24 protein-coding genes, 1 tRNA gene and 1 pseudogene are annotated in these 23743 nt (G+C 46.3%); 12 read left to right on the forward strand and 14 right to left on the reverse strand.

Annotated features, from left to right (window positions below):
- Positions 1–102 precede the first annotated feature (102 nt).
- Positions 103–201: a methionine/alanine import family NSS transporter small subunit gene (locus OA57_RS12300; protein WP_034611790.1), complete on the reverse strand. Its 99-nt coding sequence runs from the start codon at positions 199–201 to the stop codon at positions 103–105.
- A 177-nt stretch (positions 202–378) separates the two neighbouring features.
- Positions 379–1860 (reverse strand): annotated as a pseudogene (locus OA57_RS00010) (sodium-dependent transporter); the annotation flags it as partial.
- A gap of 278 nt (positions 1861–2138) precedes the next feature.
- Here OA57_RS00010 and OA57_RS00015 point away from each other — a divergent pair.
- Positions 2139–2741 carry a nitroreductase family protein gene (locus OA57_RS00015; protein ID WP_034611792.1) on the forward strand — a complete coding sequence of 201 codons (603 nt, stop codon included), beginning with the start codon at positions 2139–2141 and terminating at the stop codon, positions 2739–2741.
- A gap of 61 nt (positions 2742–2802) precedes the next feature.
- Here OA57_RS00015 and aroE read toward each other — a convergent pair whose 3' ends face one another.
- From aroE to OA57_RS00040, 5 genes are all read right to left on the reverse strand, one after another.
- Complete coding sequence (gene aroE / locus OA57_RS00020; RefSeq protein WP_034611793.1) at positions 2803–3609, reverse strand: shikimate dehydrogenase; 807 nt, start codon at positions 3607–3609, stop codon at positions 2803–2805.
- Between the two features lie 4 nt (positions 3610–3613).
- A complete protein-coding gene (locus OA57_RS00025) occupies positions 3614–4168 on the reverse strand; it encodes a Sua5/YciO/YrdC/YwlC family protein (protein WP_034611795.1) in 555 nt (184 codons plus the stop codon).
- A 5-nt stretch (positions 4169–4173) separates the two neighbouring features.
- Positions 4174–4713, reverse strand: a complete 540-nt coding sequence (locus OA57_RS00030) for a DNA topoisomerase family protein (RefSeq protein WP_034611797.1) — start codon at positions 4711–4713, stop codon at positions 4174–4176.
- Positions 4714–4775: 62 nt separating this feature from the next.
- Positions 4776–5921 (reverse strand): DNA-processing protein DprA, encoded by a 1146-nt coding sequence (gene dprA, locus OA57_RS00035; protein ID WP_034611799.1) that lies wholly within the window; start codon positions 5919–5921, stop codon positions 4776–4778.
- Positions 5922–6058: 137 nt separating this feature from the next.
- On the reverse strand, positions 6059–6451 hold the full coding sequence (locus tag OA57_RS00040) for a TRAP transporter large permease subunit (RefSeq protein WP_084589829.1): 393 nt from the start codon (positions 6449–6451) through the stop codon (positions 6059–6061).
- Positions 6452–6610: 159 nt separating this feature from the next.
- On the opposite strand from OA57_RS00040, the gene OA57_RS00045 reads away from it, so the two are divergent.
- The gene (locus tag OA57_RS00045; protein WP_052122301.1) at positions 6611–7129 is read left to right on the forward strand and encodes a FadR/GntR family transcriptional regulator; all 519 of its coding nucleotides are present in this window, start codon (positions 6611–6613) and stop codon (positions 7127–7129) included.
- A gap of 446 nt (positions 7130–7575) precedes the next feature.
- Here OA57_RS00045 and mscL read toward each other — a convergent pair whose 3' ends face one another.
- The 7 genes from mscL to selA form a co-directional block, all read right to left on the reverse strand.
- Positions 7576–7974 carry a large-conductance mechanosensitive channel protein MscL gene (gene mscL / locus OA57_RS00050; RefSeq protein WP_034611803.1) on the reverse strand — a complete coding sequence of 133 codons (399 nt, stop codon included), beginning with the start codon at positions 7972–7974 and terminating at the stop codon, positions 7576–7578.
- Positions 7975–8135: 161 nt separating this feature from the next.
- Positions 8136–9512: a Trk system potassium transporter TrkA gene (gene trkA / locus OA57_RS00055; protein ID WP_034611806.1), complete on the reverse strand. Its 1377-nt coding sequence runs from the start codon at positions 9510–9512 to the stop codon at positions 8136–8138.
- Between the two features lie 38 nt (positions 9513–9550).
- Positions 9551–10849: a 16S rRNA (cytosine(967)-C(5))-methyltransferase RsmB gene (gene rsmB, locus OA57_RS00060; protein WP_034611808.1), complete on the reverse strand. Its 1299-nt coding sequence runs from the start codon at positions 10847–10849 to the stop codon at positions 9551–9553.
- Between the two features lie 14 nt (positions 10850–10863).
- Entirely contained in the window at positions 10864–11820 is a 957-nt protein-coding gene (gene fmt, locus OA57_RS00065; RefSeq protein ID WP_034611811.1) for a methionyl-tRNA formyltransferase, read from the reverse strand.
- A 60-nt stretch (positions 11821–11880) separates the two neighbouring features.
- A complete protein-coding gene (def, locus tag OA57_RS00070; RefSeq protein ID WP_034611814.1) occupies positions 11881–12387 on the reverse strand; it encodes a peptide deformylase in 507 nt (168 codons plus the stop codon).
- 76 nt (positions 12388–12463) lie between these two features.
- Positions 12464–14335, reverse strand: a complete 1872-nt coding sequence (gene selB, locus OA57_RS00075; RefSeq protein ID WP_034611818.1) for a selenocysteine-specific translation elongation factor — start codon at positions 14333–14335, stop codon at positions 12464–12466.
- Entirely contained in the window at positions 14332–15723 is a 1392-nt protein-coding gene (gene selA / locus OA57_RS00080) for an L-seryl-tRNA(Sec) selenium transferase (protein WP_034611821.1), read from the reverse strand. The genes selB and selA overlap by 4 nt, the downstream gene beginning before the upstream one ends.
- 90 nt (positions 15724–15813) lie before the next feature.
- Here selA and OA57_RS12545 point away from each other — a divergent pair.
- The 10 genes from OA57_RS12545 (at position 15814) to atpA (ending at position 23729) form a co-directional block, all read left to right on the forward strand.
- Positions 15814–15908: transfer RNA gene (locus OA57_RS12545), tRNA-Sec, on the forward strand.
- 55 nt (positions 15909–15963) lie between these two features.
- Positions 15964–16419 carry an FMN-binding protein MioC gene (mioC, locus tag OA57_RS00090; protein ID WP_034611825.1) on the forward strand — a complete coding sequence of 152 codons (456 nt, stop codon included), beginning with the start codon at positions 15964–15966 and terminating at the stop codon, positions 16417–16419.
- 410 nt (positions 16420–16829) lie between these two features.
- Complete coding sequence (gene mnmG / locus OA57_RS00095) at positions 16830–18734, forward strand: tRNA uridine-5-carboxymethylaminomethyl(34) synthesis enzyme MnmG (RefSeq protein WP_034611828.1); 1905 nt, start codon at positions 16830–16832, stop codon at positions 18732–18734.
- Positions 18727–19347, forward strand: coding sequence for a 16S rRNA (guanine(527)-N(7))-methyltransferase RsmG (gene rsmG / locus OA57_RS00100; protein ID WP_152596689.1), 621 nt, complete (start codon positions 18727–18729; stop codon positions 19345–19347). Before mnmG ends, rsmG begins: the two co-directional genes overlap by 8 nt.
- A gap of 231 nt (positions 19348–19578) precedes the next feature.
- A complete protein-coding gene (locus tag OA57_RS00105; RefSeq protein ID WP_034611833.1) occupies positions 19579–19962 on the forward strand; it encodes an ATP synthase subunit I in 384 nt (127 codons plus the stop codon).
- Between the two features lie 24 nt (positions 19963–19986).
- Entirely contained in the window at positions 19987–20787 is an 801-nt protein-coding gene (atpB, locus tag OA57_RS00110; RefSeq protein WP_034611836.1) for a F0F1 ATP synthase subunit A, read from the forward strand.
- Positions 20788–20844: 57 nt separating this feature from the next.
- Positions 20845–21099, forward strand: coding sequence for a F0F1 ATP synthase subunit C (gene atpE, locus OA57_RS00115; protein WP_034611839.1), 255 nt, complete (start codon positions 20845–20847; stop codon positions 21097–21099).
- 57 nt (positions 21100–21156) lie between these two features.
- Complete coding sequence (gene atpF / locus OA57_RS00120; protein WP_034611842.1) at positions 21157–21627, forward strand: F0F1 ATP synthase subunit B; 471 nt, start codon at positions 21157–21159, stop codon at positions 21625–21627.
- 14 nt (positions 21628–21641) lie between these two features.
- Positions 21642–22175: a F0F1 ATP synthase subunit delta gene (atpH, locus tag OA57_RS00125; RefSeq protein WP_034611846.1), complete on the forward strand. Its 534-nt coding sequence runs from the start codon at positions 21642–21644 to the stop codon at positions 22173–22175.
- Positions 22176–22187: 12 nt separating this feature from the next.
- Positions 22188–23729: a F0F1 ATP synthase subunit alpha gene (atpA, locus tag OA57_RS00130; protein WP_034611848.1), complete on the forward strand. Its 1542-nt coding sequence runs from the start codon at positions 22188–22190 to the stop codon at positions 23727–23729.
- The last annotated feature ends 14 nt before the right edge of the window (positions 23730–23743 follow it).

The following is a 23743-nucleotide window of genomic DNA, read 5'->3' on the forward strand; positions in this document are numbered from 1 at the left end:
CCCTTTTTTTATTTGCTCGCCTGTTTTTTGCTCAAATCATCATTATTTTGTATAAAAAAAGGCCGTTCCTTGTGAGAACGGCCGGATATTTCGCTTTTACAGCTATTTATCACTATGGATCAAACGAATAATCGCTGTCGCCAAACCGCCCCAGATAATTACCAGCGCAATAACCATCATAATAATTGCTGACGTACTCATACGGATCTCCTATTTTTCATCATGTGAGACTTGATTAACCGGCCCGTCCTGGGTCGCTATATTTAAACCGGCCGATTCGCGCAATTTAATCACTTTATAATCCAGTTGTCTGTCCAAAATCGGCGGCGCAACCGGCGCACCATCAATATCATGCTGGTATAATCCGGAACGTTTAGACCAGTTAACCCGTGACAGCAGGAATGAAACCACCACGATACCTATCGCCATTCCCCAACCGAAGGTATTCACAAACCAATCCGGATAACCGCCATAGCCTTCGGATAAACGTTTAACGATTTCAGTGATTAAAATATAGCCCAGCATTACCGGCGTAATACCGCCGACAAAAATCTGCCATTTACGCCCCAACCGGAAAGAAGACGTTGCATTTAAATGGTTACGTAAACTCGGCAATGCGCTGACGCCGGCAACCAAGAAAACCACCGACACCAATGCGGCGGCTACAATACCGAAATTATTCACATAAGCATCAACGACATCCAGTAATGACAGCCCCGTTGTTGTCGGGAACAACAATACGGACACCAGCATCATCGGAAGACTGACCACCAAGGTTGCTTTAACCCGTTTCATTCCCCATTTATCCTGAAATGACGAGATAATCACCTCCAGAATAGAGATCATCGAACTTAAACCGGCAAACACCAGTGAGCCGAAGAATAAAATACCGATTAACTCACCGAAAGGCGCCTCTGAAATAATGGTCGGAAAGGCAATAAATGCCAACCCGATGCCGGATGCCGCCACTTCGGAAACCGGTTTGCCCGCGGCAGTCGCCATAAAACCTAATGCAGCAAAAACCCCGATACCCGCCAAAACTTCAAAACTGCTGTTGGCAAAACCGACCACCAACCCGGAACCGGTCAAGTCCTCTTTTTTCTTCAAATAGGAAGAGTAGGTCAACATAATGCCAAAGCCGACCGACAACGAGAAGAAAATTTGCCCGTATGCCGCCACCCAAACGGAAGCATCGCTTAATTTAGACCAATCCGGCGTAAACAAAGTATTTAACCCTTCGACCGCCCCCGGTAAAAACAGCGAACGTATCACCAGAATCAGGAACATTAGCAACAATAACGGAATGAAAATAGCGGACGATTTGGCAATTCCTTTTTGCACACCCATTGCCAAAATACCGATCACCACCAGCCAAACCGCAATCAACGGCCAAGTCACCGAGGCGACAAAATCAAAACTCACCCCCGGTTCACTCGACATTTTCAGGTATTCACCGAAAAAGAAAGCCGCCGGATCACTGCCCCAGCTGTGATTAATCGAGAAAAAGGTATAAGATGCCGCCCAACCGATGATCACCGCATAGTACAACCCAATCATCACACAAATCATGGTTTGCCACCAACCGACGGTTTCCATACCGCCGAATAAACGGCGGAATGCCAACGGCGGCGAGCCGCGGTATTTATGCCCGATGGCATAATCCAAGAACAACAGCGGAATTCCTGCCGTTAACAACGCAATAACATAAGGCAGAATAAACGCCCCGCCCCCGTTTTCATAAGTTACATAGGGAAAACGCCAAATGTTTCCCAAACCGACTGCCGACCCGACCGCAGCAAAAATAAATGCCCGGCGACCGGAAAATGTCTCGCGTGAAGAAGGCACATGATGTTGAGCCATACTTCAACCTCCTAAAATAAATGTAATATGTTAAAATAATCAAGAATAGATAATATCTAATCATAGCAACTATATATCATATTTTCAGGCTTAAAAAGTAATTTGTTTTAAAAAATCACTATAAAATAACGTCAAACACTATTTTATGCTTTTTCAAACCGCACTTTTGGACGTTATTATTTCCTGTGGTGAAATGGTGGATCAACATTTTTACCATTTACAACGGCAATAGTTCAAAATAAGATACCAAAAACCCGCCCTAAATCAGGAGAAAATAAATGAGTTCCACCTTTAACCAATTACAAGCAAAACGCCGTTCTATTTATAACCTCGGCAAAAACGTCGCTTTACCGAAAACCGAATTAACCGCACTGATTAAACAAACCGTGCGCGAAACGCCTTCTTCTTTTAATTCGCAATCTTCTCGTGTCGTTATACTATTCGGCGCAGAGCATGAAAAATTATGGAATATCGTGCTGGAAACCCTGCGAAAAATCGTTGCCGCCGAAGCGTTTAGCGCAACCGAAGCCAAAATCAACAACAGCTTCAAAGCCGGTTTCGGTACCGTATTATATTTTGAAGATCAAGCTGTCGTAGAAGATTTACAACAAAAATTTGCGGCTTATGCCGACAATTTCCCGATTTGGTCGGAGCAATCCGGCGGCATGGCGCAATATGCGGTTTGGGTAGCATTAGCTGAAGCCGGTTTAGGCGCAACATTGCAGCACTACAATCCGATTATTGACGAAGAAGTGGCAAAAACTTGGAACATCCCGGCAAGTTGGAAGTTGCGTGCACAAATGCCATTCGGCAGTATTGAAGCCGCCGCCGGTGAAAAAACCTATATGGATGACGAAAGCCGGTTTAAAATTTTCGGCTAATCTCGAATAACATCAAAAAGATACACTGATGCGTGTATCTTTTTTTATGCAGAAAACCGTGCTAAACGCCCTGCTGCAATAACCGCTGACTGTCCGGCATGACTCCGAACCATAGTTCAAAAGCGTGCGCAGCCTGCCCAATTAACATACCTATTCCGTCAGTAGTACGAGTTGTACCGCATTTTTTCGCCAATGCCAAAAACGGCGTATCTTCGCCTTTGCTGTATTGCATATCATAAGCCGCACCGCACTTTTGTAGAATATCAGTTTGAATTTCAACCACTTTTCCCTGTAATCCAAGGGAAGTGGCATTAATCACCACATCAAATCGCTGATCGGGAATTTGATCTAACGCCACGGCCTGAATTGTGCCGTATGATTGGAGCTTTTCTGCCAATTGCTGTGCTTTATTCAAAGTGCGGTTTGCCACTATGATTTTCTGTTGAGCCTGCAATAATGGCATTAATACGCCTTTGGTCGCACCACCGGCACCCAAAATTAAAATAGTATTATTTGGTTTTAACCAGTCCAAACGCTGCAAATCGCTGACCAAACCAGCGCCATCAGTATTATCGGCATATAACCGCCCGTCCGGCATTTTTTTCAACGTATTACAGGCTTCAGCGCTTAAACAGCGTTCGCTATGCTGATCTGCCAAACGAAAAGCGCGTTCTTTAAATGGTGCGGTGATATTACAACCTTGTCCACCGGCGGCAAAAAAATCCTGTAATTGCTGTTCAAACCGCACTTCATCACCTAATATCCGTTCATATTGCAACGCAATATTGTGTTGTGCGGCAAAATGCTGTTGAATCTGCGGTGATTTACTCTGCTCAATCGGGTTGCCCCAAACAGCGTATTTATTCATTAACTTAGCCCTGTCTAATAATTTGATTAGTAAAAATATCCCGAATTTCCGACGGTTTATCAGCGTTGCCGACCGCACTTTGCAAGAGCGGAAACTTCCCGCCGAATTGTAATCGCACGTCTTGCGCAGTCCGACACGGCGGCATACCGCTGAGATTGGCACTGGTCGACGTCAATGCCGTTTGTGCCGCTTCGCAAAGTGCGGTTACCCCAGCATGGTGACAAAGCCGCACCGCAATACTGTCAAATTCCCCGCTGAGAAAATCGGGCGTGACCGCACTTTTCGGCACCACCCAAGTGACCGGACGATCATAATCGGCTTGCAAGCGTTGCCAATGTTCTGTCTGCAAACGGCGTTGATCAATAAACGGCAATAGATAATCCAAGTGCGGTGCAATCACAATCAACCCTTTTTCCGGCGGGCGTTGTTTCAACGCCAACAATTTCAGCACCGCACTTTCACTGTTCGGATCACACCCCAATCCGAACACCGCTTCGGTCGGATAGGCAATAACCTGTTGTTGTTTAATCAATTCTGCTAATTGCGAGATGGTATACATGCGATTTATTCAACTTCAAACTGGTGGCGGCAAGCTTTATGACAGCATTGATAATGGCGTTCATTTTTATGAAATGCCAACGTATAACCGCACTTCGGGCAAGTCCGGTTATACGGCTGATTAGGCAAACTAAAGCGACATTTCGGAAATTGATCGCAAGCATAAAAGACTTTTCCCTGTCTGCCGCGACGTGCCACCAGCAGCCCTTTTTGACAAGACGGACAAGGCACATTTTGCTGCGGCTCGGCACTTTCCACTTCATCGTGCACAATATAATCACAACTTGGAAAATGGCTACAGCCGATAAACATGCCGTAATGCCCTTGTCGCAACACCAACGGGTGAGCGCATTGCGGGCAGACTTGTTGCAACACTTTCAAAATTTTGCTGTCGTGTTGCTGTAACGGTTTCAGGTAATCACACGCCGGATAAGCGGAGCAGCCTAAAAACAGCTTTTTTTTGCCGCGACGCAACTGTAGTGCCGAACCGCACTTCGGACAGTGTTCAACGTGGCGGGCGGACTCAAACAGCGGTTCTTTATGCATGGCATGTCACTATTCTATTCATGGGTAGCGGTATATTAACCTGAATAGATTAAAGAATTCAATTAACGGCGGCAATATCCGCCGCTAACGCTGTGAACCGCCCCTTCCAGCTCCAATTCCAGCAATTGCGACAACACTGTTGCTATCGGCAGCTTAGCCGCTGTTGCCAAGTCATCGGGGCTGATAGGCTGAAACCCGATCTGTCGGTACAACTCGGGATAAGCAACCTGACGTTGGTCAACCGTTTGCGGTCGCTCAGGTGTTTGTTCGTTATCGATTGTCGTTTCGGATTGGCGGCATATCGTTGGTTTTCGAGCGTTTTTTGACGGCGGCAACCGCACTTCCTGCCCTAAATTTTCTAAAATATCCTGATAGGTTTCTACCAGCAAAGCCCCCTGTTTAATCAACGCATGGCAACCGCGGCTGAAGCGGTTTTGGATCGCCCCCGGCAAGGCAAATACATCCCGATTTTGCTCCAACGCATAACGGGCGGTGATCAGCGAACCGCTCTTGATATCGGCTTCAATGACTAACGTGCCTAAACTCAAACCGCTGATAATCCGGTTACGGCGCGGAAAATTTTCTGCCAACGGCGGTTGGTCGGGCATAAATTCACTGACCAATGCGCCTTGATCGATAATGCGCTGTGCCAGTTTGCGATTGCGTTTCGGATAGAGTTGATTCAAACCGCTGCCCAGCACGGCAATGGTTTTACCGCCGCTGTCGAGCGCCGCCCGATGGCTGTAACTGTCAATGCCCAACGCCATTCCGCTGGTGATCACCAAGCCCTGCCGGCTTAGTTCGCCGGCGAAATAGCGGCTCCAATACTCACCGTAATCGGAACAATCACGGCTGCCGACCAACGCAATTTGGCGCTCGTTCAACAAAGTGCGGTCGCCTTGCAAATATAATAGCAACGGCGCCGAAGCGATTTGTTTTAACAGATAGGGATAATCTTCATCAAAAATCGTTATCACCTGATTAACCGCACTTTGCGCCTGCCACGCCAATACGGGATCGATATACGCCCGATTTGGCTTTAACCAACGCTGAATCTGTTGTGAATTCCAACCGAAATGCACCAATTCAGCCGCACCATAGTGCAGCAAATCTTGCAACGCAACCTTTTTGAGTAAACGCAAAATAGTCGCAGCCCCCAAATTGGGGATTTGGTTTAAACGAAGCAATAATTCTAACGGCATAGTGATAAACCCGATAATAAAAGTACGTTATCATCGCAAAATTATTGTACTTCAGGCAATTGAAATAGTATTTTTGGAAGCAAGATCGCAAAGATTAAAAACATGGTGATAAAACGTGTTACCACCTTGTGATCCAAAAGACTTTATTTCACTAAAAAAAGTGCTATATCAGGAAAAAGAATCAACAAGGTCAATAAAATAATTTGGAGTAAAATAAATGGTAAGACCGATTTAAAAATATCGACTAATTCAATGCCTTCCGGTGCAACACTGTGTAAATAAAAAGCAGCGGGACCAAAAGGCGGAGATAAGAAGGAAACCTGCATATTGACACAAAATAAAACACCGAACCAAAAAAATAATCCCAATACTAAAAGAATCAGCATCATAATAAGGATAATCCCAATCGGCGGTAAACCAGACCCGACGAGTAATGATTCGACAAAATGATTGCCACCGACCAAATTATATACGCCAACTAAAATGTAAGCACCAATACCAAGCCGAGTGGGTAGACGCATTAAAGAAGAACGCATTGCTTGCGGCTATGAGTTGTCCTCATTTGCCCAAACCGCTGCTGAACGCATTGACGAATGGCACAAGAAGCGCGGTTTTAAACGCACTGCTAAAGCCATTGCCTTTAATCCACATTTAAAACATATCGGCTATCCATTATTCCCAAAAAGAGAAGTATCGTGAATGAAGTTGAGAGCTGGAATTGGTTAGATCCCGATATTTTAGATTTTTTCTCAAAAATACAGACAAACACGCTATTTGTTAAAAATTTATTGATAGCAAGATTGACTTTCGAACCCAGTATATGCGCAATTGCAGCTATAAATTCAAACGTAAAAGATTTAGCTGATATTGAACACGGATACAATATGATGCAGGAAGGCGCTAACAAAAACGACAGGAATTTATTTTTATCGGGGGACACTCTCTTTCACCACGCCGTTGTTAAAGCCTGTAAAAATCCTTTTTTATCTTCACTAGAAGGAATGCTATCGACGGCAATGTTAACTTCACTAAACAAAACATTAGAAGATCATATTGACAACACATTACCGGCTCTCAAATCACATGCAGAGCTACTAGAGCCTATCAGGATAAGAAATTCGGAAAAAGCAAAATCAATGTCAAAAAAAATTATACTTGAAGCGATTCGAAAAACATTCGATGATAATTTTGATAAAGCTATTTTAGAAATTTAAACTTTAATTTCTAAAATCAGCCTAATAAAATCCAAGATTAAAACAATAAATGTCGCTAATAACTCAATTAGGCACTATAACGGGCAAAGTTTCGCATTTGAAAGATCCGTACTCTGTATTTTCCATTTTGAGCAAACATAGCTGTCACTGGCTATATAAACATCTTCTTCAAACAACACCTTTTCCACTCGCTCTTTGCTATCCAAGACAGCGTGCAATACCAATCTTTTCAACTGTAAAAAATAACCTTTATTGTCATTTACTTAGTTTTACTCTGATGAGATACCGCACTTTCACCCTTACTAAATTTTAATCGCAGCTTCGTCTGCTGCCAAATCCAACCATGAAAATAAAAGTGCATGGTTAGATGATGAATTTAGCTGAATCAACATAAAAAAACCCTTTCGATTCGTACCGAAAGGGTTTTATTTGTCCAGACTCATGAATTATTTTTTCAACAAATCACGAATTTCGGTCAATAATTTTTCTTCGCTTGAAGGTTCTGCCGGGGCTTCTTCTTCCGCAGGTTGCTCACGTTTTAACTTGTTCAGGGCTTTGATCATCATAAAGATAGCGAAAGCAACGATAACGAAATCAAATACGTTTTGGATAAACGCACCGTAATTCAGGGTAACGGCTTCGGTTTCGCCCACGGCTTCTTTTAAGACGATATGCATATCTTTGAAATCAATGCCGCCGGTGAAAATGCCGAGCACCGGCATAACGACATCAGCCACCAACGAGCTGACAATTTTACCGAATGCACCGCCGATGATGACACCGACCGCCATATCGACCACATTGCCGCGCATTGCAAATTCACGAAATTCTTTCATCATGCTCATAACGAGATCCTCTATCAAAAATAAAAAATTAAGTTGTACAAAAGTTAATCAAAATGACTTTAGGAGCGTATTATAGTTATCCTTTACAAGATGTAAAGTTATATTTTTTAATTTTACATTTTTAAAATGTGATTAATTTGTTGTTAAAATATCACACGCTGTTAAATAAAGAACGGAGTCGGCTGGAAAAGCTTTTCGATTTCCGGCACTTGTTTTTTATCGTTTAAAAACAGTACCACGTGGTCGTTATCCTCGATCACCAAATGATTGCTGGCGATAATGGCGTTTTCACCGCGTAAAATCGCACCGATGGTACAGCCGCTCGGTAATTTCAGGTCTGCGATTTTGCGTCCGACCACATAAGAGGTTTCTTTGTCGCCGTGGGCAACGATTTCTATTGCTTCAGCATTGCCTTTACGCAGGGTGACGACATTGCGCACATCGCCTTTGCGCACATGTCCGAGCAGAGCGGAAATAGTGGCTTGCTGCGGCGAAAAACCGATGTCGATAGTACCGCCCTGAATCAAGTTCAAGTAAGCGATACGTTGGATAAGCACCATTGCTTTTGCCGCACCGAGCCGTTTTGCCAACAGCGCCGCCATAATATTGGCTTCGTCATCACTGGTTAATGCAATAAAAACATCAATATTTTCAATATGTTCTTCGAATAATAACGATTGATCGGAAGCATCGCCGGCGAAGACCATGGTTTTGGACAATTTTTCCGCCAGCTGTTCCGCCCGTTGCGGGTTGCGCTCAATCAGTTTTACCCGACAGCGATCCTCCAGATATTTTGCCAAACCGGCGCCGATATTGCCGCCGCCGATAATCATCACTCGGCGATACGGGCGCTCCAGTCGCTGTAATTCACTCATGACAGCCCGAATGTAAGGCGTGGCGCAGATGAACACCACTTCGTCGCCGGCTTCGATAATGGTTGAGGCTTGCGGACGGATATAGCGTTCCTGACGGGTAATCGATACGATTCGGGCGTCCAAGTGCGGTAAATGCTCTTTTAAGGCGGAAATGGCATAACCGACTAACGGGCCGCCATAATAGGCTTTGACCGCAACCAGACTGATTTTTTCATCGCCAAAATGGGCTATTTGTAATGCGCCGGGATAATCGATCAAACGGGCAATATCATCGATCACCAGCTTTTCCGGTGCGATAATATGATCGATCGGAATGATATCGGGTTGAAACAATTTGTCTTTTTCACGAATATATTCATTTTCACGAATACGGGCGATTTTGCTCGGCGTACCGAACAGCGTGTAGGCGATCTGGCTGGCAACCATGTTGGTTTCATCGGAGCTGGTGACCGCCACCAGCATGTCGGCATCGGCAGCGCCGGCTTCACGCAACACGCGCGGCGAAGAGGCATTGCCCAAAATCGCCCGCAAATCGAATTTATCTTGCAGCGTGGTCAGGCGCTCTTGATTGTTATCAATCACGGTAATGTCATTGTCTTCACTGACCAAATTCTCCGCCAGCGTGCCGCCGACCTGTCCTGCGCCGAGGATAATTATTTTCATTTTCCGCCGTCCGTTTTGTATTATCGTGAATGGTTATATTATGCGGTTTTGACTAATTTAGCATAATAAAAACCGTCACCGCCATTTTCCGTCGGCAAAAATTGTTTATCGCTTACCGTGTTTTGCCCCAAAATCGGCACAATGGCTGCATTCGGTTGATTTACCAAAAAAGCCTCGATTTGCTGCTGATTTTCCTGTTTTAGAATGGAACAAGTGGCATACAGCAACGTACCGCCGACTTTCAGCCGTGGCCAAAGTGCGGTCAGAATCCGGCGTTGTAATGCGCTCAATGCGGCAATATCCTGTTCTTGACGCAGCCATTTGATATCGGGATGGCGGCGAATTACACCGCTGGCAGAGCAAGGCGCATCAAGTAAAATACGATCGAACATGGCCTCATCGGCAAGCCATTGTTGCGGTTGCGCGGCATCGCCGCAAATGATTTCAGCCTGCTGTTTCAAGCGTTGCAGATTTTCTTTAACCCGTTGCAGGCGGGCGGCTTCAACGTCCAACGCCATCACCTCGGCTTGTGGGGAGAGTTCTAAAATATGGGTGGTTTTGCCGCCCGGTGCGGCACAGGCATCAAGGATCCGTTCACCGTTTTGCGCATCTAACAGCCATGCCGCCCATTGAGCATGGCTGTCCTGCACCGTGACCCAGCCCTGTTCAAAGTGCGGTAATTGATGGATACCGACCGCACTTTGTAATCGAATCGCACCGTCAGGCGAACCCGCTTCAGCGATAATCCCCTGTTCAGCCAATAAGTGCAAATAATGTGCGGTCGTACAATGCTGTTGATTGACCCGTAACCACATCGGTGGTTTTTGGTTATTGGCTTCGACAATTTCACGCCAATTTTCGGGATAATCTTTTTTCAGCCGATTAACCAACCACTCCGGATGCAAGGTTTGCCAGTGTTTATCCACCGTTGCCAAAATAGTTTGCCGTTCGCGCAAAAAAGCACGTAAAACCCCGTTAATCAAGGCGCGAAAATTGTCGCTTTTTAACATTTTGGCGGCATTCACCACTTCATCGACCGCTGCATGTGGCGGAATGCGCAGATACAACAGTTGATATAAACCGACCAACAACAGGCAATGTACGATTCGGGTTTTGCCTTTCAGCGGTTTTTGCACCAACAAGCCGATAATCCGCTCCAAGCGCGGCAATACCCGACAAATGCCGAAACAGATTTCCTGTAACAGCGGCAGATCCTGCGCTTTGATTTGACTTGCGGCTTCGGGTAATAATGCAGATAGCGATTTGCCCTGATCCAATACCTGTAGCATAACCCGTGCCGCAGCGGCGCGGGTTGAAAGGGCGGGAGATTTTTTCATGCTGATTTCCTTATTCAGGCTAAAGTGCGGTCGAGCGGAAACCAGTCACGGCGCGAATTGAGCAAATCTTGAATGCTCATCGGTTTTTTGCCGGCCGGCTGCAATAGGGTTAGGTTTAACACCCCATCGGCGGTGGCTATCTGAAGCCCGTTTTTATCGGCGGCTAAAATCGTACCGGCCGCTTTTGCCACATGCGGCAGCACATTTGCCTGATAGACTTTAATTGTTTGCGGCTGCTGTTTTTCATCTGTGGTAACAAAATAGCTGACCGGCCACGGATTAAAGGCGCGAATACAGCGTTCCAGCTGTGTTGCCGACAGATTCCAATCCAGTTTGGCTTCTTCTTTACTGAGTTTGGCGGCATAACTGCTGTCGGCTTCATGTTGCTTTTCTGCGGTAAATTGTTTGTTATCTAAGCCGTCCAACACTTCAATTAATGCCGGTGGTGCGATCCTCGCCAGTTTTTGATACAGCGAGGCGGCAGTTTCATCGGGGCTTAACGGACAACCGACTTTATGCAGCATATCGCCGGTATCCAAGCCGATATCCATCTGCATAATGGTAACGCCGCTTTCACGGTCGCCTGCCCAAACCGCTCTTTGAATCGGCGCCGCCCCGCGCCAGCGCGGCAATAATGAACCGTGTACATTCAGGCAGCCGAAACGGGGGGCGTCTAATACCGCTTGCGGCAATAACAGGCCGTAAGCCACCACCACCATCACATCGGCATCAAGTGCGGTCAATTGTTGCTGTGCTTCGGCATTGCGCAGTGATTTCGGTTGATAAACCGGCAAATTGTGCTGTTCGGCAAGCTGTTTGACCGCACTTTGCTGTAGCTTTTTGCCTCTGCCTGCCGGTTTGTCCGGTTGAGTATAAACGGCGATCACTCGGTGTCGGCTGTTTAACAATGCTTGCAAATGCTGAGCGGCGAAATCCGGCGTACCGGCAAAAATAATTTTGAGTGGTTTCATAATGTGCTGCGTCGTCTAAGTGATGAAAATAAAAACCTCTCAAACGAGAGGCTATTCAGGTTATTTGGCGGCCAAACGGTTCATTTTTTCCATTTTTTGTCGGATACGCTGTCTTTTTAACGGCGACAGGTAATCGACAAACAACACACCGTTGAGGTGATCGATTTCATGCTGAATACAGATTGCCAACAGTTCATCCGCTTTCAACGTAAATTCGTTACCGTTACGATCAAGCGCTTTGACCGTGATAAAGGCTTTGCGCGGCACTAAACCGCGGCAGCCCGGAATCGACAGACAGCCTTCTTCGATCCCGGTTTCGCCTGATGATTCCAGAATTTCCGGATTAATCAGCACAATTTGATTTTGTTTGTCGCCTTCGATGTCAATGGTAATAATTTGGCGGTGAATATCCACCTGCGTTGCCGCCAAACCGATACCTTCATCGTGATACATGGTGTCAAACATATCGTCGATAATCTCACGAATCGCATCGTCCACCGCTTCCACCGGTTTCGCTTGAGTTCGCAAGCGTTCGTCGGGATATTTCAAAACCGTTAAAATGCTCATATGGTTTTCTCGTTTGTCAAAATAAAAGAATGGGCTATTCTAACGATTTTTCCGGCATAAAGGAATAAAAGTGCGGTCAACTGATTTCAAAAATATCGCCATCACGCAACAGATGACTATCCCCTTTACGGCGTAAAAAACCGCACTTGTCAAAATATTCGATTAGCTGCACTGTCATTTTACGCCCGAATTGTAGCTGATCGCGCAGTTCGTTTACCGAAATCGCCCCATGCTGCCGAATATGTTGTTTAATCCTGTCCGCATAGGCATAAACGGTTTGGCTGAGGAAAAAACGATCACGGATAATTGCAATCAAGTAGCCCTGTTTGCCGGCTTTATACAAAAAATTGCGCATTGCCGTTTCGTCATATCCCAGCTGTTTCGCCAAATCGCGTACCCAGAGAGCTTGTCCCTGTGCCGCCGAAAATGCCGCTTCCACCTGTTGCCACAATGCCTGTTCTTGTACTGTAAATGCGATTTTGTGATCGGGCAGGTGTATCCAACCACGCGTCTGTGCCAGTTGCCCGCTATCCAATAAATCCTGAATAAAGCGGTAAATCACAATTTGCGGTTGCTTTAGCGCCGCTATGCGCTGTAAACGAGCTTTGGACACGCCAAGCTGATCGCCATACTGTTGATGGTAATGCCGCACCGCCTGTAGCAGGCGCTGCTGTTGCAAGTGTTCATATTCTCCATCAAACGAACAGTGTTGTACCGATTTAAACCCGAGGCATTGCTGCAAATCCAAAAACTGTCGATCATGCAATTGTTCCAACCAGCATACCGCACTTTGCTCGACACAGCCCTGTTGCAGATATAATGCCATGCGCTGCTCGATGTTTTTCGCCTGAACCAGCCTCCACAAATAGGCTAACCGCACTTCGTTGCGTTTATAACGTGTCGGTGAATTGATCTCCAATACCTTTGCCCCGGCGACAGTCTGCCGATTATCACCGCTGCGCAAAATCAGCTTATCGCCGAACGCCAAAAACAGCGGCTGCTGCAATACCGCTTCCGCCAATACCGTTTCACCGGATTTAGCCGCTGTTTTTTCAAGCAGAGTTAATGTTGCCGTGGTATGGCTGGCGGCGTGGTAAAGATGAATTGCGTGACTGGATTTTAATCCTTGAATCGGGTTGAGCAGCAGCGTAATCCGCTCGGAACTGATTGCCTGCGGTGTTGAAAACAACCAATCGCCGCGCAAGATCGGTTGTTTTTCCGTCTCTCCGCCCAAATTGAGTGCCAGTCGCTGTCCGGCGACGCCGCTGCCGTTCGGTCGGTTTTGCGCATGAATTTGTTTAACCCGCAGCGGCGTCGCCGAACTGCTCGACAGATAAACCCGATCATCGCTCTCCACTTTGCCGCCAAATGCCGTACCGGTCACCACTTTGCCCGCCCCTTTCACATGGAAAATCCGATCGATCGCATAACGAAACGGCTTACTGCTATCGTGGCAAAGTTCAAGTGCGCTCAAATGCCGTTTTAATTCCGCAATCCCTGTCCCATTGACGGCAGAGGTGATGAAAACCGCACTTTGCGTTAAAAACGGGTAACGGGTGAATAACTGCCGTTGCAAGTCGGTAATCCGTTGTGAAGAAACCTTATCCGCTTTCGTGATCACCAACATAATCCGTTTGAATTCAAGCAGCTGCAAAATCGTCAGATGCTCTTCGGTTTGCGGTTTAATGCCTTCATCGGCGGCAACCACCAACATGGCATAATCCACTCCGCCGACTCCTGCCAACATATTGGATAAAAAGCGTTCATGCCCCGGCACATCGATAAAGCCAAGTATTTTCCCGTCTGCCGACGGCAAATAGGCATACCCCAAATCAATGGTCATGCCGCGTTTTTTTTCTTCCGGCAGATGGGTGGTATCGACACCGGTCAAAGCCCGTATTAGCGCTGTTTTGCCGTGATCGACATGGCCTGCACTGACTATAATCATAATTCGTCCAAGGTGGTTAAAAGCCTTTCAGGATTGGCGACACCGCGCAAATCCAGCCAGAGCTTGTTATTTTCAATCCGTCCGATAATAGGCCGGCTCAATTGTTTCAGTGAATGGATCAGCTGCATCAAATCGCTGTTTTTGTCCGAATACGGACATAAGGTCAGCGCCAGTGACGGAATGCGAGACATCGGTTGCGAACCGCTGCCGATTTGTGCCGAACTCGCTTCGAGTTGCAGACAATAATCCGCGCCGAGTTTTTCCTGTAATTTTAGCAGCAGTTGCTCGGCGGTTTGCCGCAAGGTATCAAGATCCCGAGTCAACAGCTGCAACGTCGGATTTACTTCCGTCAATTTTTCGGGAAACAGATAATCGCGCAATGTTGCTTCCAATCCGGCCAAAATCACTTTATCACAGCGTAATGCCCGTTTCAGCGGATGCTGTTGCAAACGTTCGATATACGCTTTTTTACCGACAATAATGCCGGCTTGCGGGCCGCCCAACAGCTTATCGCCGGAAAACGACACTAAATCAACCCCGTCCGCCAACATTTTTTGCGGTGTCGGTTCGCCCGGTAAACCGTATTGCGTCAAATCAATTAATGCGCCGCTGCCTAAATCACTGATTAACGGCAGTTGGTGCTGCCGAGCCAGCTGTGCCAATTCCGCTTCGGCAGTGCTTTCGGTAAAACCGCAAATTTGATAGTTACTACAGTGAACTTTCATCAAAAGTGCGGTATTTTCGTTAATTTGCCGTTGATAATCGGATAAACGGGTACGATTGGTGGTGCCGACTTCCACTAACCGGCAATTCGCCTGCTGCATAATATCGGGAATTCGAAACGCACCGCCGATTTCGATCAGCTCGCCGCGCGAAATAATCACCTCTTTTCCATTGGCGAACGTTGCCAACATCAACAAGACTGCCGCAGCGTTATTATTGACGATACAGGCGGCTTCCGCCCCGCATAATTGTGCCAATAGTTCGCCGATATGCTGATCGCGATGGCTACGCTTGCTCTGTGTCAAATCAAATTCCAGCGCGACATTTTCCTGCATTGCGCCCAATGCCGCCTGTTGTGCCGAGCGACTCCATAATGCTCTGCCTAAATTGGTATGCAACACTGTACCGGTCAGATTGTGTACTTTTTTGATTGCGACCTGTTGCTGTAGTTGCAAATCATGCGCCACTTTTTTATAAAGCACTGAAAAATCGCTGAAATAGCGCGGCAATTGCTGTTGTTGCTGAATATGTTGCCGCGCCTGCCGCAACTGACTGCGCAGCTGGGCGACCACCGCCGCATGGCCGAAACGGGCGACAAGCAATCCGCCTTGCTCGCTGTTGAGGATCTTGTCGATAGACGGTAAGGCACGGTAAAGAGTATTCATAACACCACCACAGCAATATAATCATAATTATTGCGTTTGATTTTAATGTTATTTCGATTAAAATTCAGTACAATATTACAAAATTTGCGGGGAAGATCGTCGTTTCCGGTGAAGCGGCAGGACTTCAAATCCTGTTGAGGCTGCCAGCAGTCTCGGGTGGGTTCAACTCCCATGATCTTCCGCCAATTTCTCAAAATCCTTCCCTACCCGAAAAACAACCTTATTAAACAGGAATCGTTTATGCAACAAACGCTTTGTATAATCAGCGGCAGTACACTGGGCAGCGCCGAATATTTGGCGGAACATTGTGACGATATAATGCAGCAACACGGCATTCAAACCGCACTTTTTCATGGGCCGGACTGGGATCAAGTCAAGGATTATCAAGCTTGGCTGCTGGTCACTTCAACCCACGGAGCCGGCGATCTGCCGGATAATTTACTGCCGTTATTCGAACAAATCGAAAGTGCGGTCGATTCCTTATCGCACTTGACTTTTTCCGTGATCGGACTGGGAAATTCCGATTACGACACATTCTGTTTTTCCGTCGATAAAATTGAAAAAATATTAACCGAAAAACAAGCGGTGCAGCTTTGCGACAGCTTGAAGATAGATGTCCTGAGCGGTTTTGATCATGATCAGCAAGCGGACAACTGGCTGCCGGGATTTATCGCTCAGCTTAAAAAAACAGCATAACAATAAAAAAAGACCTGTGGATAAATCAGATCAAAATTGTATACAAGCTGTATTTTTTCATTTAACAAATTAATCAAAACATCGGTCTGTGGATAAAACCGCACTTTATCCACAAGTTGTTTAGATACCGAAAGGATCTTCTCCACAAGATAGTATCGTAGTTAAGATCTTATGAACAAAGAAAAAAAGGATCTTTTCTACAGGATCGTGGCATGCTAATAATCACTATAATAAGATCTTTATATATAAAAAGATCTTATCTTTATAAACACCACGGATCTTTTTTGATCGGCAATTATCCGCACAATAAATTTGCTTTCACCCACCGATTAAATTCAGTAGAATAGCGCCCAATTTCATGATTCTTACATAACGACTTGATCGCGAATCTGATCAAGCAAAGGTTTTTTATGATCTATAACAAAACATACGATGTGATCGTTGTCGGCGGCGGACACGCCGGCACGGAAGCCGCACTTGCACCGGCAAGAATGGGGCTGAAAACGTTACTGCTGACGCATAATATTGATACTTTAGGGCAAATGTCCTGTAATCCGGCGATCGGCGGGATCGGTAAAGGTCATCTGGTTAAAGAGATCGATGCCATGGGCGGTTTGATGGCAACGGCCGCCGATCAGGCCGGGATCCAGTTTCGTACGTTGAACGGCAGTAAAGGCCCGGCGGTACGTGCGACGCGTGCGCAGGCCGATCGGGTTTTATACCGCCAAGCGGTTAGGATCGCTTTGGAAAATCAGCCGAATCTGGATATTTTCCAACAGGAAGTGATCGATATTTTACTCGATCAAGATCATGTCAGCGGCGTTAAAACCAAAATGGGTCTGATTTTCCAGGCTAAATCGGTGGTGTTGACCGCCGGTACGTTTTTGGCAGGTAAGATCCATATCGGTATGGAAAACTATGTTGGCGGTCGTGCCGGCGATCCGGCTTCGGTTATGCTCGCTGATCGTTTGCGCGAATTGAATTTGCGTGTTGATCGTTTAAAAACCGGTACGCCGCCGCGTTTGGACGCGCGGACGATTGATTTTTCGGTGTTGGAAAAGCAGCACGGCGATACGATCCTGCCGGTCTTTTCGTTTATGGGATCAGTCGATCAACACCCTCGTCAGATCCCGTGTTATATCACCCATACCAATGAAAAAGCGCATGATCTGATCCGTGCCAATTTGGATCGCAGTCCGATGTATGCCGGCGTGATCGAAGGGATCGGCCCGCGTTATTGCCCGTCGATCGAAGATAAAGTCATGCGTTTTGCCGAACGCAACAGCCATCAGATCTATTTGGAACCCGAGGGGCTGACCAGTAACGAGATCTACCCGAACGGGATCTCAACCAGTTTACCGTTTGATGTGCAGATTGGGATCGTCAATGCCATGAAAGGGCTGGAAAATGCACGGATCGTCAAGCCGGGTTATGCGATCGAATACGATTATTTTGATCCGCGCGATTTGAAACCGTCGCTGGAAACCAAAGCGATCAACGGGCTATTTTTTGCCGGACAAATTAACGGTACTACCGGTTATGAAGAAGCGGCTGCGCAAGGCTTACTGGCCGGGATCAATGCCGCGTTGTCGGTACAGCAGAAAGCGCCATGGTATCCTCGCCGCGATCAGGCTTATTTGGGCGTATTGGTCGATGATCTTTGTACGTTGGGCACCAAAGAGCCGTATCGGGTCTTTACCTCACGCGCCGAATACCGCTTGTTATTGCGCGAAGACAATGCCGATTTACGTTTAACGCCGATAGCCAAGGAACTAGGCTTAATTGACGATCAGCGTTGGGCGCGTTTTAATCAAAAACTGGAAAATATCGAACGTGAACAACAGCGCTTGCGTCAAATATGGATTCATACGCAATCGATGCATTTGGCTGCGGTCAATGCCGTTTTGAATACGCCGTTGACCAGAGAAGCCAGTGGTGAAGATTTACTGCGTCGACCGGAAGTGGATTATCAAAAACTGACCGCACTTTCGGTTTTTGCGCCGGCGATTGAAGACAAAGAAGCGGCGGAACAAGTTGAAATTTCGATTAAATATCAAGGTTATATCGAACATCAACAGCAAGAAATCGAACGGCATAAACGCCATGAAAGCACTGCAATTCCGGCTGATTTTGATTATGACAAGGTTAGCGGACTTTCCAATGAAGTTCGTGCCAAGTTGACCCAGCACCGTCCGGTTTCAATCGGGCAGGCGTCACGGATTTCCGGCATTACGCCGGCGGCGATTTCGATTTTGTTGGTCAATTTGAAAAAGCAGGGCATGTTAAAGCGCGGGGACGAACATGAATCTGTCTGAAAAACTGGATCAGCTATTAGCCGAAACCGCACTTGAAGTCAGCCTGCCGCAACGACAACAACTAATCGCATTTGTCGAATTGTTGCACAAGTGGAATAAAGCTTACAACCTGACCTCGGTGCGTGATCCGCAAGATATGCTGGTAAAGCATATTTTGGACAGTTTGGCGGTAACTCCTTATTTACAGGGAAAACGTTTTATCGATGTCGGTACCGGTCCCGGTTTGCCGGGTATCCCATTGGCGATTATTAATCCCGATCAGCACTATTTTCTGCTTGATAGTCTGGGAAAACGGATCACCTTTATCAAACAGGCTATTCGCCAGTTAGGATTAACTAACGTGACGCCGATTCAAAGTCGAGTGGAACAATACCGGCCTGAAGAGCGGTTTGACGGAGTGCTGAGCCGAGCGTTCGCTTCGTTGCAGGATATGACCGAATGGTGTTGCCATTTATTAGCCGATTCCGGTCGTTTTTATGCGTTAAAAGGCATTCTTCAAAGCGAAGAGCTGGAAAATTTGGAGTCTGATTTTTATTTGCATGAAAAAATTAAGCTTTTTGTTCCACAATTAATCGGTGAAAGGCACTTGATTGTGCTTTCGAAGGTTTCATAAAATCGTTAAAAAACAGTGTTAATGCATAATTGTGATAAAAAGGTAAAAAAATTTTAGTAAATGTTAACTAAATAACATTTTTGCCGCCTTTAATCATTGCAATAATTAAATCTGACCGTATAATTTAACCAGTTTTGCTTAGTTGCAGTTTACCTCTTCGGAGGTAGTCTTTTAAGCGTCAAGCAACCGAAACAGGCAAACAGAAATGTCGGTTTGTTAACAGGATATCAAATGTCGGCCGTACTGGATAAAAATAAAGCACATTATCGCAAAATATTCTTGGTTCAATTTGTGTTGATAGTGGTCGGTTATACATTGATCAATCTGTCGCAACCCGCACTTTCCCTTTCCTTGTTATTGGGCGCCTTAATCGGCTGGTTGCCGCAGCTGGCTTTTGCCGTTTATGTTTTTTATCTGCGGGCAAATGTGCCGTTGCAAGATAAACTCAAAATTTTTTACCAAGGCGAAGGCATTAAAATCGCGTTAACCGTGATTTTATTGTTGTTGGTTTTCGTTAACATTACTATCGACCCGCTGCTGTTCTTTGCGGGTTATTTTGGTTTAATATTACTTAATAACCTTTTACCTTTTATTTTGACAAAAAGTAAAAATTAACTCACTTGCGAAGTAGGAAATTGTATGGCTGCTGAAGGTTCATCCCAAACTTCTATTGAATATATTCAACATCACCTTTCATTTCTCACCCATGGCGACGGTTTCTGGTCGGTTAATCTTGACTCTCTGTTTTTTTCATTGCTGACCGGTATTTTGTTTCTGTTTATTTTCCGCAAAGTAGCCAAAAAAGCGACCAGCGGAGTGCCGGGGAAATTTCAGTGTGCGGTTGAAATGCTGGTGGAATGGATTGACGGCGTAGCCAGGGAAAATTTCCACGGCAGCCGAGAATTTATCGGGCCGTTGGGTTTAACGGTATTTGTCTGGGTATTGCTGATGAATACCGTTGATTTGATTCCGGTCGATTATTTGCCGCAAATCGCACATGCGCTGGGATTTGAATATTTACGGGCGGTGCCGACTGCGGACATGAACGTAACTTTCGGGATGTCGATTGCGGTTTTCTTTCTGATTATTATCTATACGGTAAAATCCAAAGGATTCGGCGGCTTGGTGAAAGAATACACCATGCATCCGTTCAATCATCCGCTCTTTATTCCGGTCAACTTCCTGTTGGAAACCGTCACTTTACTGGCAAAACCGGTTTCGCTGGGCTTGCGTCTGTTCGGTAACCTGTATGCCGGCGAACTGATTTTTATCCTGATTGCACTGACCTACTCCGCCAATTATCTGGTGGGCGGGCTCGGTATCGGTTTGCATTTGGCATGGGCGATTTTCCACATTTTGGTGGTGGTATTGCAGGCGTTTATTTTTATGATGCTGACCATTGTCTATATCAGTATCGCTTACAATAAAGCGGAACACTAATTTTTATTTTTAACCCGGCAATTTTGCCAATACTTTAACTTAAACATGGAGAAAATCATGGAAACTGTAATCTCGGCAACAATTATCGCTTCTGCAATTATGATTTCAATTGCAGCATTAGGCACGGCTTTAGGCTTCGGTTTATTGGGCGGTAAATATTTAGAGTCGGCAGCACGTCAACCTGAACTGGCTAACTCTTTGTTAACCAAAATGTTTATCGTTGCAGGTTTACTTGATGCGATTTCAATGATTGCAGTGGGTATTGCGCTTTACTTTATCTTCACAAATCCGTTCGCTGCGTTGCTGGGCTAATTTTCTCGTTACGGCTGAAAAGCTGTATCACCGGTAACCATTATTGAGGAGGACGTTGTGAATATTAACGCAACACTGATTGGACAATCGATTGCATTCCTGCTGTTCGTCTGGTTCTGCATGAAGTTTGTCTGGCCGCCGATTATTAAGGCAATCGAAGAGCGTCAATCCGGCATTGCCAATGCGTTGGCATCGGCAGAAGCCGCCAAACAGGAACAGGCGGACACCAAGGTGCTGGTTGAACAAGAACTGAATGCCGCTAAAAGACAGGCGCAGGAAATCGTTGATTTGGCCAATAAACGCCGCAATGAAATGTTGGACGAAGTGCGGTCGGAAGCCGAATCCGTCAAAGCCAAAATTATCGAACAAGGCTATGCCGAAGTGGAAGCCGAGCGTAAGCGTGCACAAGAAGAGCTGCGCGTCAAAGTCGCTTCATTGGCGTTGGCCGGTGCGGAAAAAATTGTGGGTCGTTCGATTGATGAAGCGGCTAACAGCGATATCATCGATAAACTTGTTGCAGAACTATAAGGAAGGTGGGGCTAATGTCAGAATATATCACAGTCGCACGCCCCTATGCTAAAGCTGCATTTGATTTTGCGGTTGAACAGAACCGGTTGGATCAATGGCTGCAAATGTTGAATTTCAGTGCCGCCGTGGCGGAAAACGATCAGATGAAAATTTTTCTGAAAGAAGCGTTTTCACCGCAAAAAACCGCGACCGCATTCATTCAGATTTGTGGTGATCAGCTGGATCAGTACGGGCAAAACCTTATCCGTTTAATGGCAGAAAACAAGCGGTTAACCGCACTTCCCGACGTGCTTCGGCTGTTTCAACGCTTTGTTGACGACTATAAGGCGCTGGCTGACGTTGAAGTGATTTCCGCTGAACCGTTAACGCAGAAACAACAACAAAATATTCTCCAGGCAATGGAAAAGAAACTTGCCCGCAAAGTGAAATTAAATTGCAGCATTGATAAGAGCTTGATTGGCGGCGCGATTATTCGCGCAGGTGATTTGGTCATCGACGGCAGCAGCCGTGGTCAGTTAAACCGCTTGGCCAATGAGTTGCAATTATAAGAGGAAGATAAGATGCAACTGAATTCTACAGAAATTAGTGAACTGATTAAGAAACGGATTGCCGATTTTAACGTGACCAGCGAAGCGCGTAATACCGGCACTATCGTTTCGGTAAGCGACGGAATTATCCGGATTAACGGCTTGAGCGATGCCATGCAAGGTGAAATGATCGCCCTGCCGGGTAACCGTTTTGCCATTGCCCTGAACTTGGAAAGAGACTCGGTCGGTGCGGTGGTGATGGGGCCTTATTCCGATTTGGCGGAAGGTATGGAAGTACAGTGTACCGGCCGTATTTTGGAAGTGCCGGTCGGACGTAACCTGTTGGGACGTGTCGTTAATACGTTGGGACAGCCGATTGACGGAAAAGGTGAAATCGTTGCCGATGCCTACTCGCCGATTGAAGTGATTGCACCGGGGGTTATCGATCGTAAATCGGTTGATCAGCCGGTACAGACCGGTTATAAAGCGGTTGACTCCATGGTGCCGATCGGACGTGGTCAGCGTGAATTGATTATCGGTGACCGCCAAACCGGGAAAACCGCACTTGCGATTGATGCGATTATCAATCAGCGTGATTCCGATATTAAATGTATCTATGTTGCTGTCGGGCAAAAAGCCTCGACTATTGCCAATGTGGTGCGCAAGCTGGAAGAACACGGCGCATTAGCCAATACCATCGTGGTGGTGGCGTCTGCTGCGGAATCCGCCGCATTGCAATATTTGGCGCCGTATGCCGGTTGTGCAATGGGAGAATTCTTCCGTGACAACGGTGAAGATGCGCTGATTGTTTACGATGATTTATCGAAACAAGCGGTTGCCTATCGTCAAATCTCCCTGTTGTTGCGCCGTCCGCCGGGTCGAGAAGCGTTTCCGGGCGATGTTTTCTATCTGCACTCCCGTTTATTGGAACGGGCGGCTCGCGTCAGTGCTGACTATGTAGAGAAATTTACTAACGGACGGGTGAAAGGCAAAACCGGTTCTCTGACCGCACTTCCGATCATTGAAACCCAAGCCGGAGATGTTTCCGCATTCGTACCGACCAATGTGATTTCGATTACCGACGGCCAGATTTTCCTTGAATCGGATCTGTTCAACTCCGGCATTCGACCGGCGGTCAATCCGGGGATTTCGGTTTCCCGTGTCGGCGGCGCAGCACAAACCAAAGTGGTGAAAAAGCTGGCTGGCGGAATTCGTACCGCACTTGCGCAATACCGTGAACTGGCGGCATTTGCCCAGTTTGCCTCGGATTTGGATGATGCGACCCGTAAACAGCTTTCTCACGGTCAGAAAGTTACCGAGTTGTTGAAACAGACCCAATATTCGCCGTTAAGTGTCGGCCAGCAAGCGCTTGTGCTGTTTGCGGTGGAATTCGGTTATCTGGATGATGTCGAACTGGAGCGTATCGGTTCGTTTGAAAACAGTCTGTTTGATTTTGCCAATAATACCGAAGCGGAATTTCTGAAAGAATTGTCCAGAACCGGGGATTATAACGACGAAATCAAAGATAAACTGAAAGCTATCTTGGATAACTTTAAAGCCAAAGGTTCATGGTAAGTATTGACCTAACG

This window comes from Chelonobacter oris (assembly GCF_000772535.1).
Lineage (GTDB): Bacteria > Pseudomonadota > Gammaproteobacteria > Enterobacterales > Pasteurellaceae > Chelonobacter > Chelonobacter oris.

What these genes read in the sequence shown, in the direction of transcription:
- OA57_RS12300 (WP_034611790.1), bottom strand. Translation starts at nt 201, where the DNA reads ATGAGTACGTCAGCAATTATTATGATGGTTATTGCGCTGGTAATTATC.
- OA57_RS00015 (WP_034611792.1), top strand. Translation starts at nt 2,139, where the DNA reads ATGAGTTCCACCTTTAACCAATTACAAGCAAAACGCCGTTCTATTTAT.
- aroE (WP_034611793.1), bottom strand. Translation starts at nt 3,609, where the DNA reads ATGAATAAATACGCTGTTTGGGGCAACCCGATTGAGCAGAGTAAATCA.
- OA57_RS00025 (WP_034611795.1), bottom strand. Translation starts at nt 4,168, where the DNA reads ATGTATACCATCTCGCAATTAGCAGAATTGATTAAACAACAACAGGTT.
- OA57_RS00030 (WP_034611797.1), bottom strand. Translation starts at nt 4,713, where the DNA reads ATGCATAAAGAACCGCTGTTTGAGTCCGCCCGCCACGTTGAACACTGT.
- OA57_RS00040 (WP_084589829.1), bottom strand. Translation starts at nt 6,451, where the DNA reads ATGCGTTCTTCTTTAATGCGTCTACCCACTCGGCTTGGTATTGGTGCT.
- mscL (WP_034611803.1), bottom strand. Translation starts at nt 7,974, where the DNA reads ATGAGCATGATGAAAGAATTTCGTGAATTTGCAATGCGCGGCAATGTG.
- trkA (WP_034611806.1), bottom strand. Translation starts at nt 9,512, where the DNA reads ATGAAAATAATTATCCTCGGCGCAGGACAGGTCGGCGGCACGCTGGCG.
- rsmB (WP_034611808.1), bottom strand. Translation starts at nt 10,849, where the DNA reads ATGAAAAAATCTCCCGCCCTTTCAACCCGCGCCGCTGCGGCACGGGTT.
- fmt (WP_034611811.1), bottom strand. Translation starts at nt 11,820, where the DNA reads ATGAAACCACTCAAAATTATTTTTGCCGGTACGCCGGATTTCGCCGCT.
- def (WP_034611814.1), bottom strand. Translation starts at nt 12,387, where the DNA reads ATGAGCATTTTAACGGTTTTGAAATATCCCGACGAACGCTTGCGAACT.
- selB (WP_034611818.1), bottom strand. Translation starts at nt 14,335, where the DNA reads ATGATTATAGTCAGTGCAGGCCATGTCGATCACGGCAAAACAGCGCTA.
- selA (WP_034611821.1), bottom strand. Translation starts at nt 15,723, where the DNA reads ATGAATACTCTTTACCGTGCCTTACCGTCTATCGACAAGATCCTCAAC.
- mioC (WP_034611825.1), top strand. Translation starts at nt 15,964, where the DNA reads ATGCAACAAACGCTTTGTATAATCAGCGGCAGTACACTGGGCAGCGCC.
- mnmG (WP_034611828.1), top strand. Translation starts at nt 16,830, where the DNA reads ATGATCTATAACAAAACATACGATGTGATCGTTGTCGGCGGCGGACAC.
- OA57_RS00105 (WP_034611833.1), top strand. Translation starts at nt 19,579, where the DNA reads ATGTCGGCCGTACTGGATAAAAATAAAGCACATTATCGCAAAATATTC.
- atpB (WP_034611836.1), top strand. Translation starts at nt 19,987, where the DNA reads ATGGCTGCTGAAGGTTCATCCCAAACTTCTATTGAATATATTCAACAT.
- atpE (WP_034611839.1), top strand. Translation starts at nt 20,845, where the DNA reads ATGGAAACTGTAATCTCGGCAACAATTATCGCTTCTGCAATTATGATT.
- atpH (WP_034611846.1), top strand. Translation starts at nt 21,642, where the DNA reads ATGTCAGAATATATCACAGTCGCACGCCCCTATGCTAAAGCTGCATTT.
- atpA (WP_034611848.1), top strand. Translation starts at nt 22,188, where the DNA reads ATGCAACTGAATTCTACAGAAATTAGTGAACTGATTAAGAAACGGATT.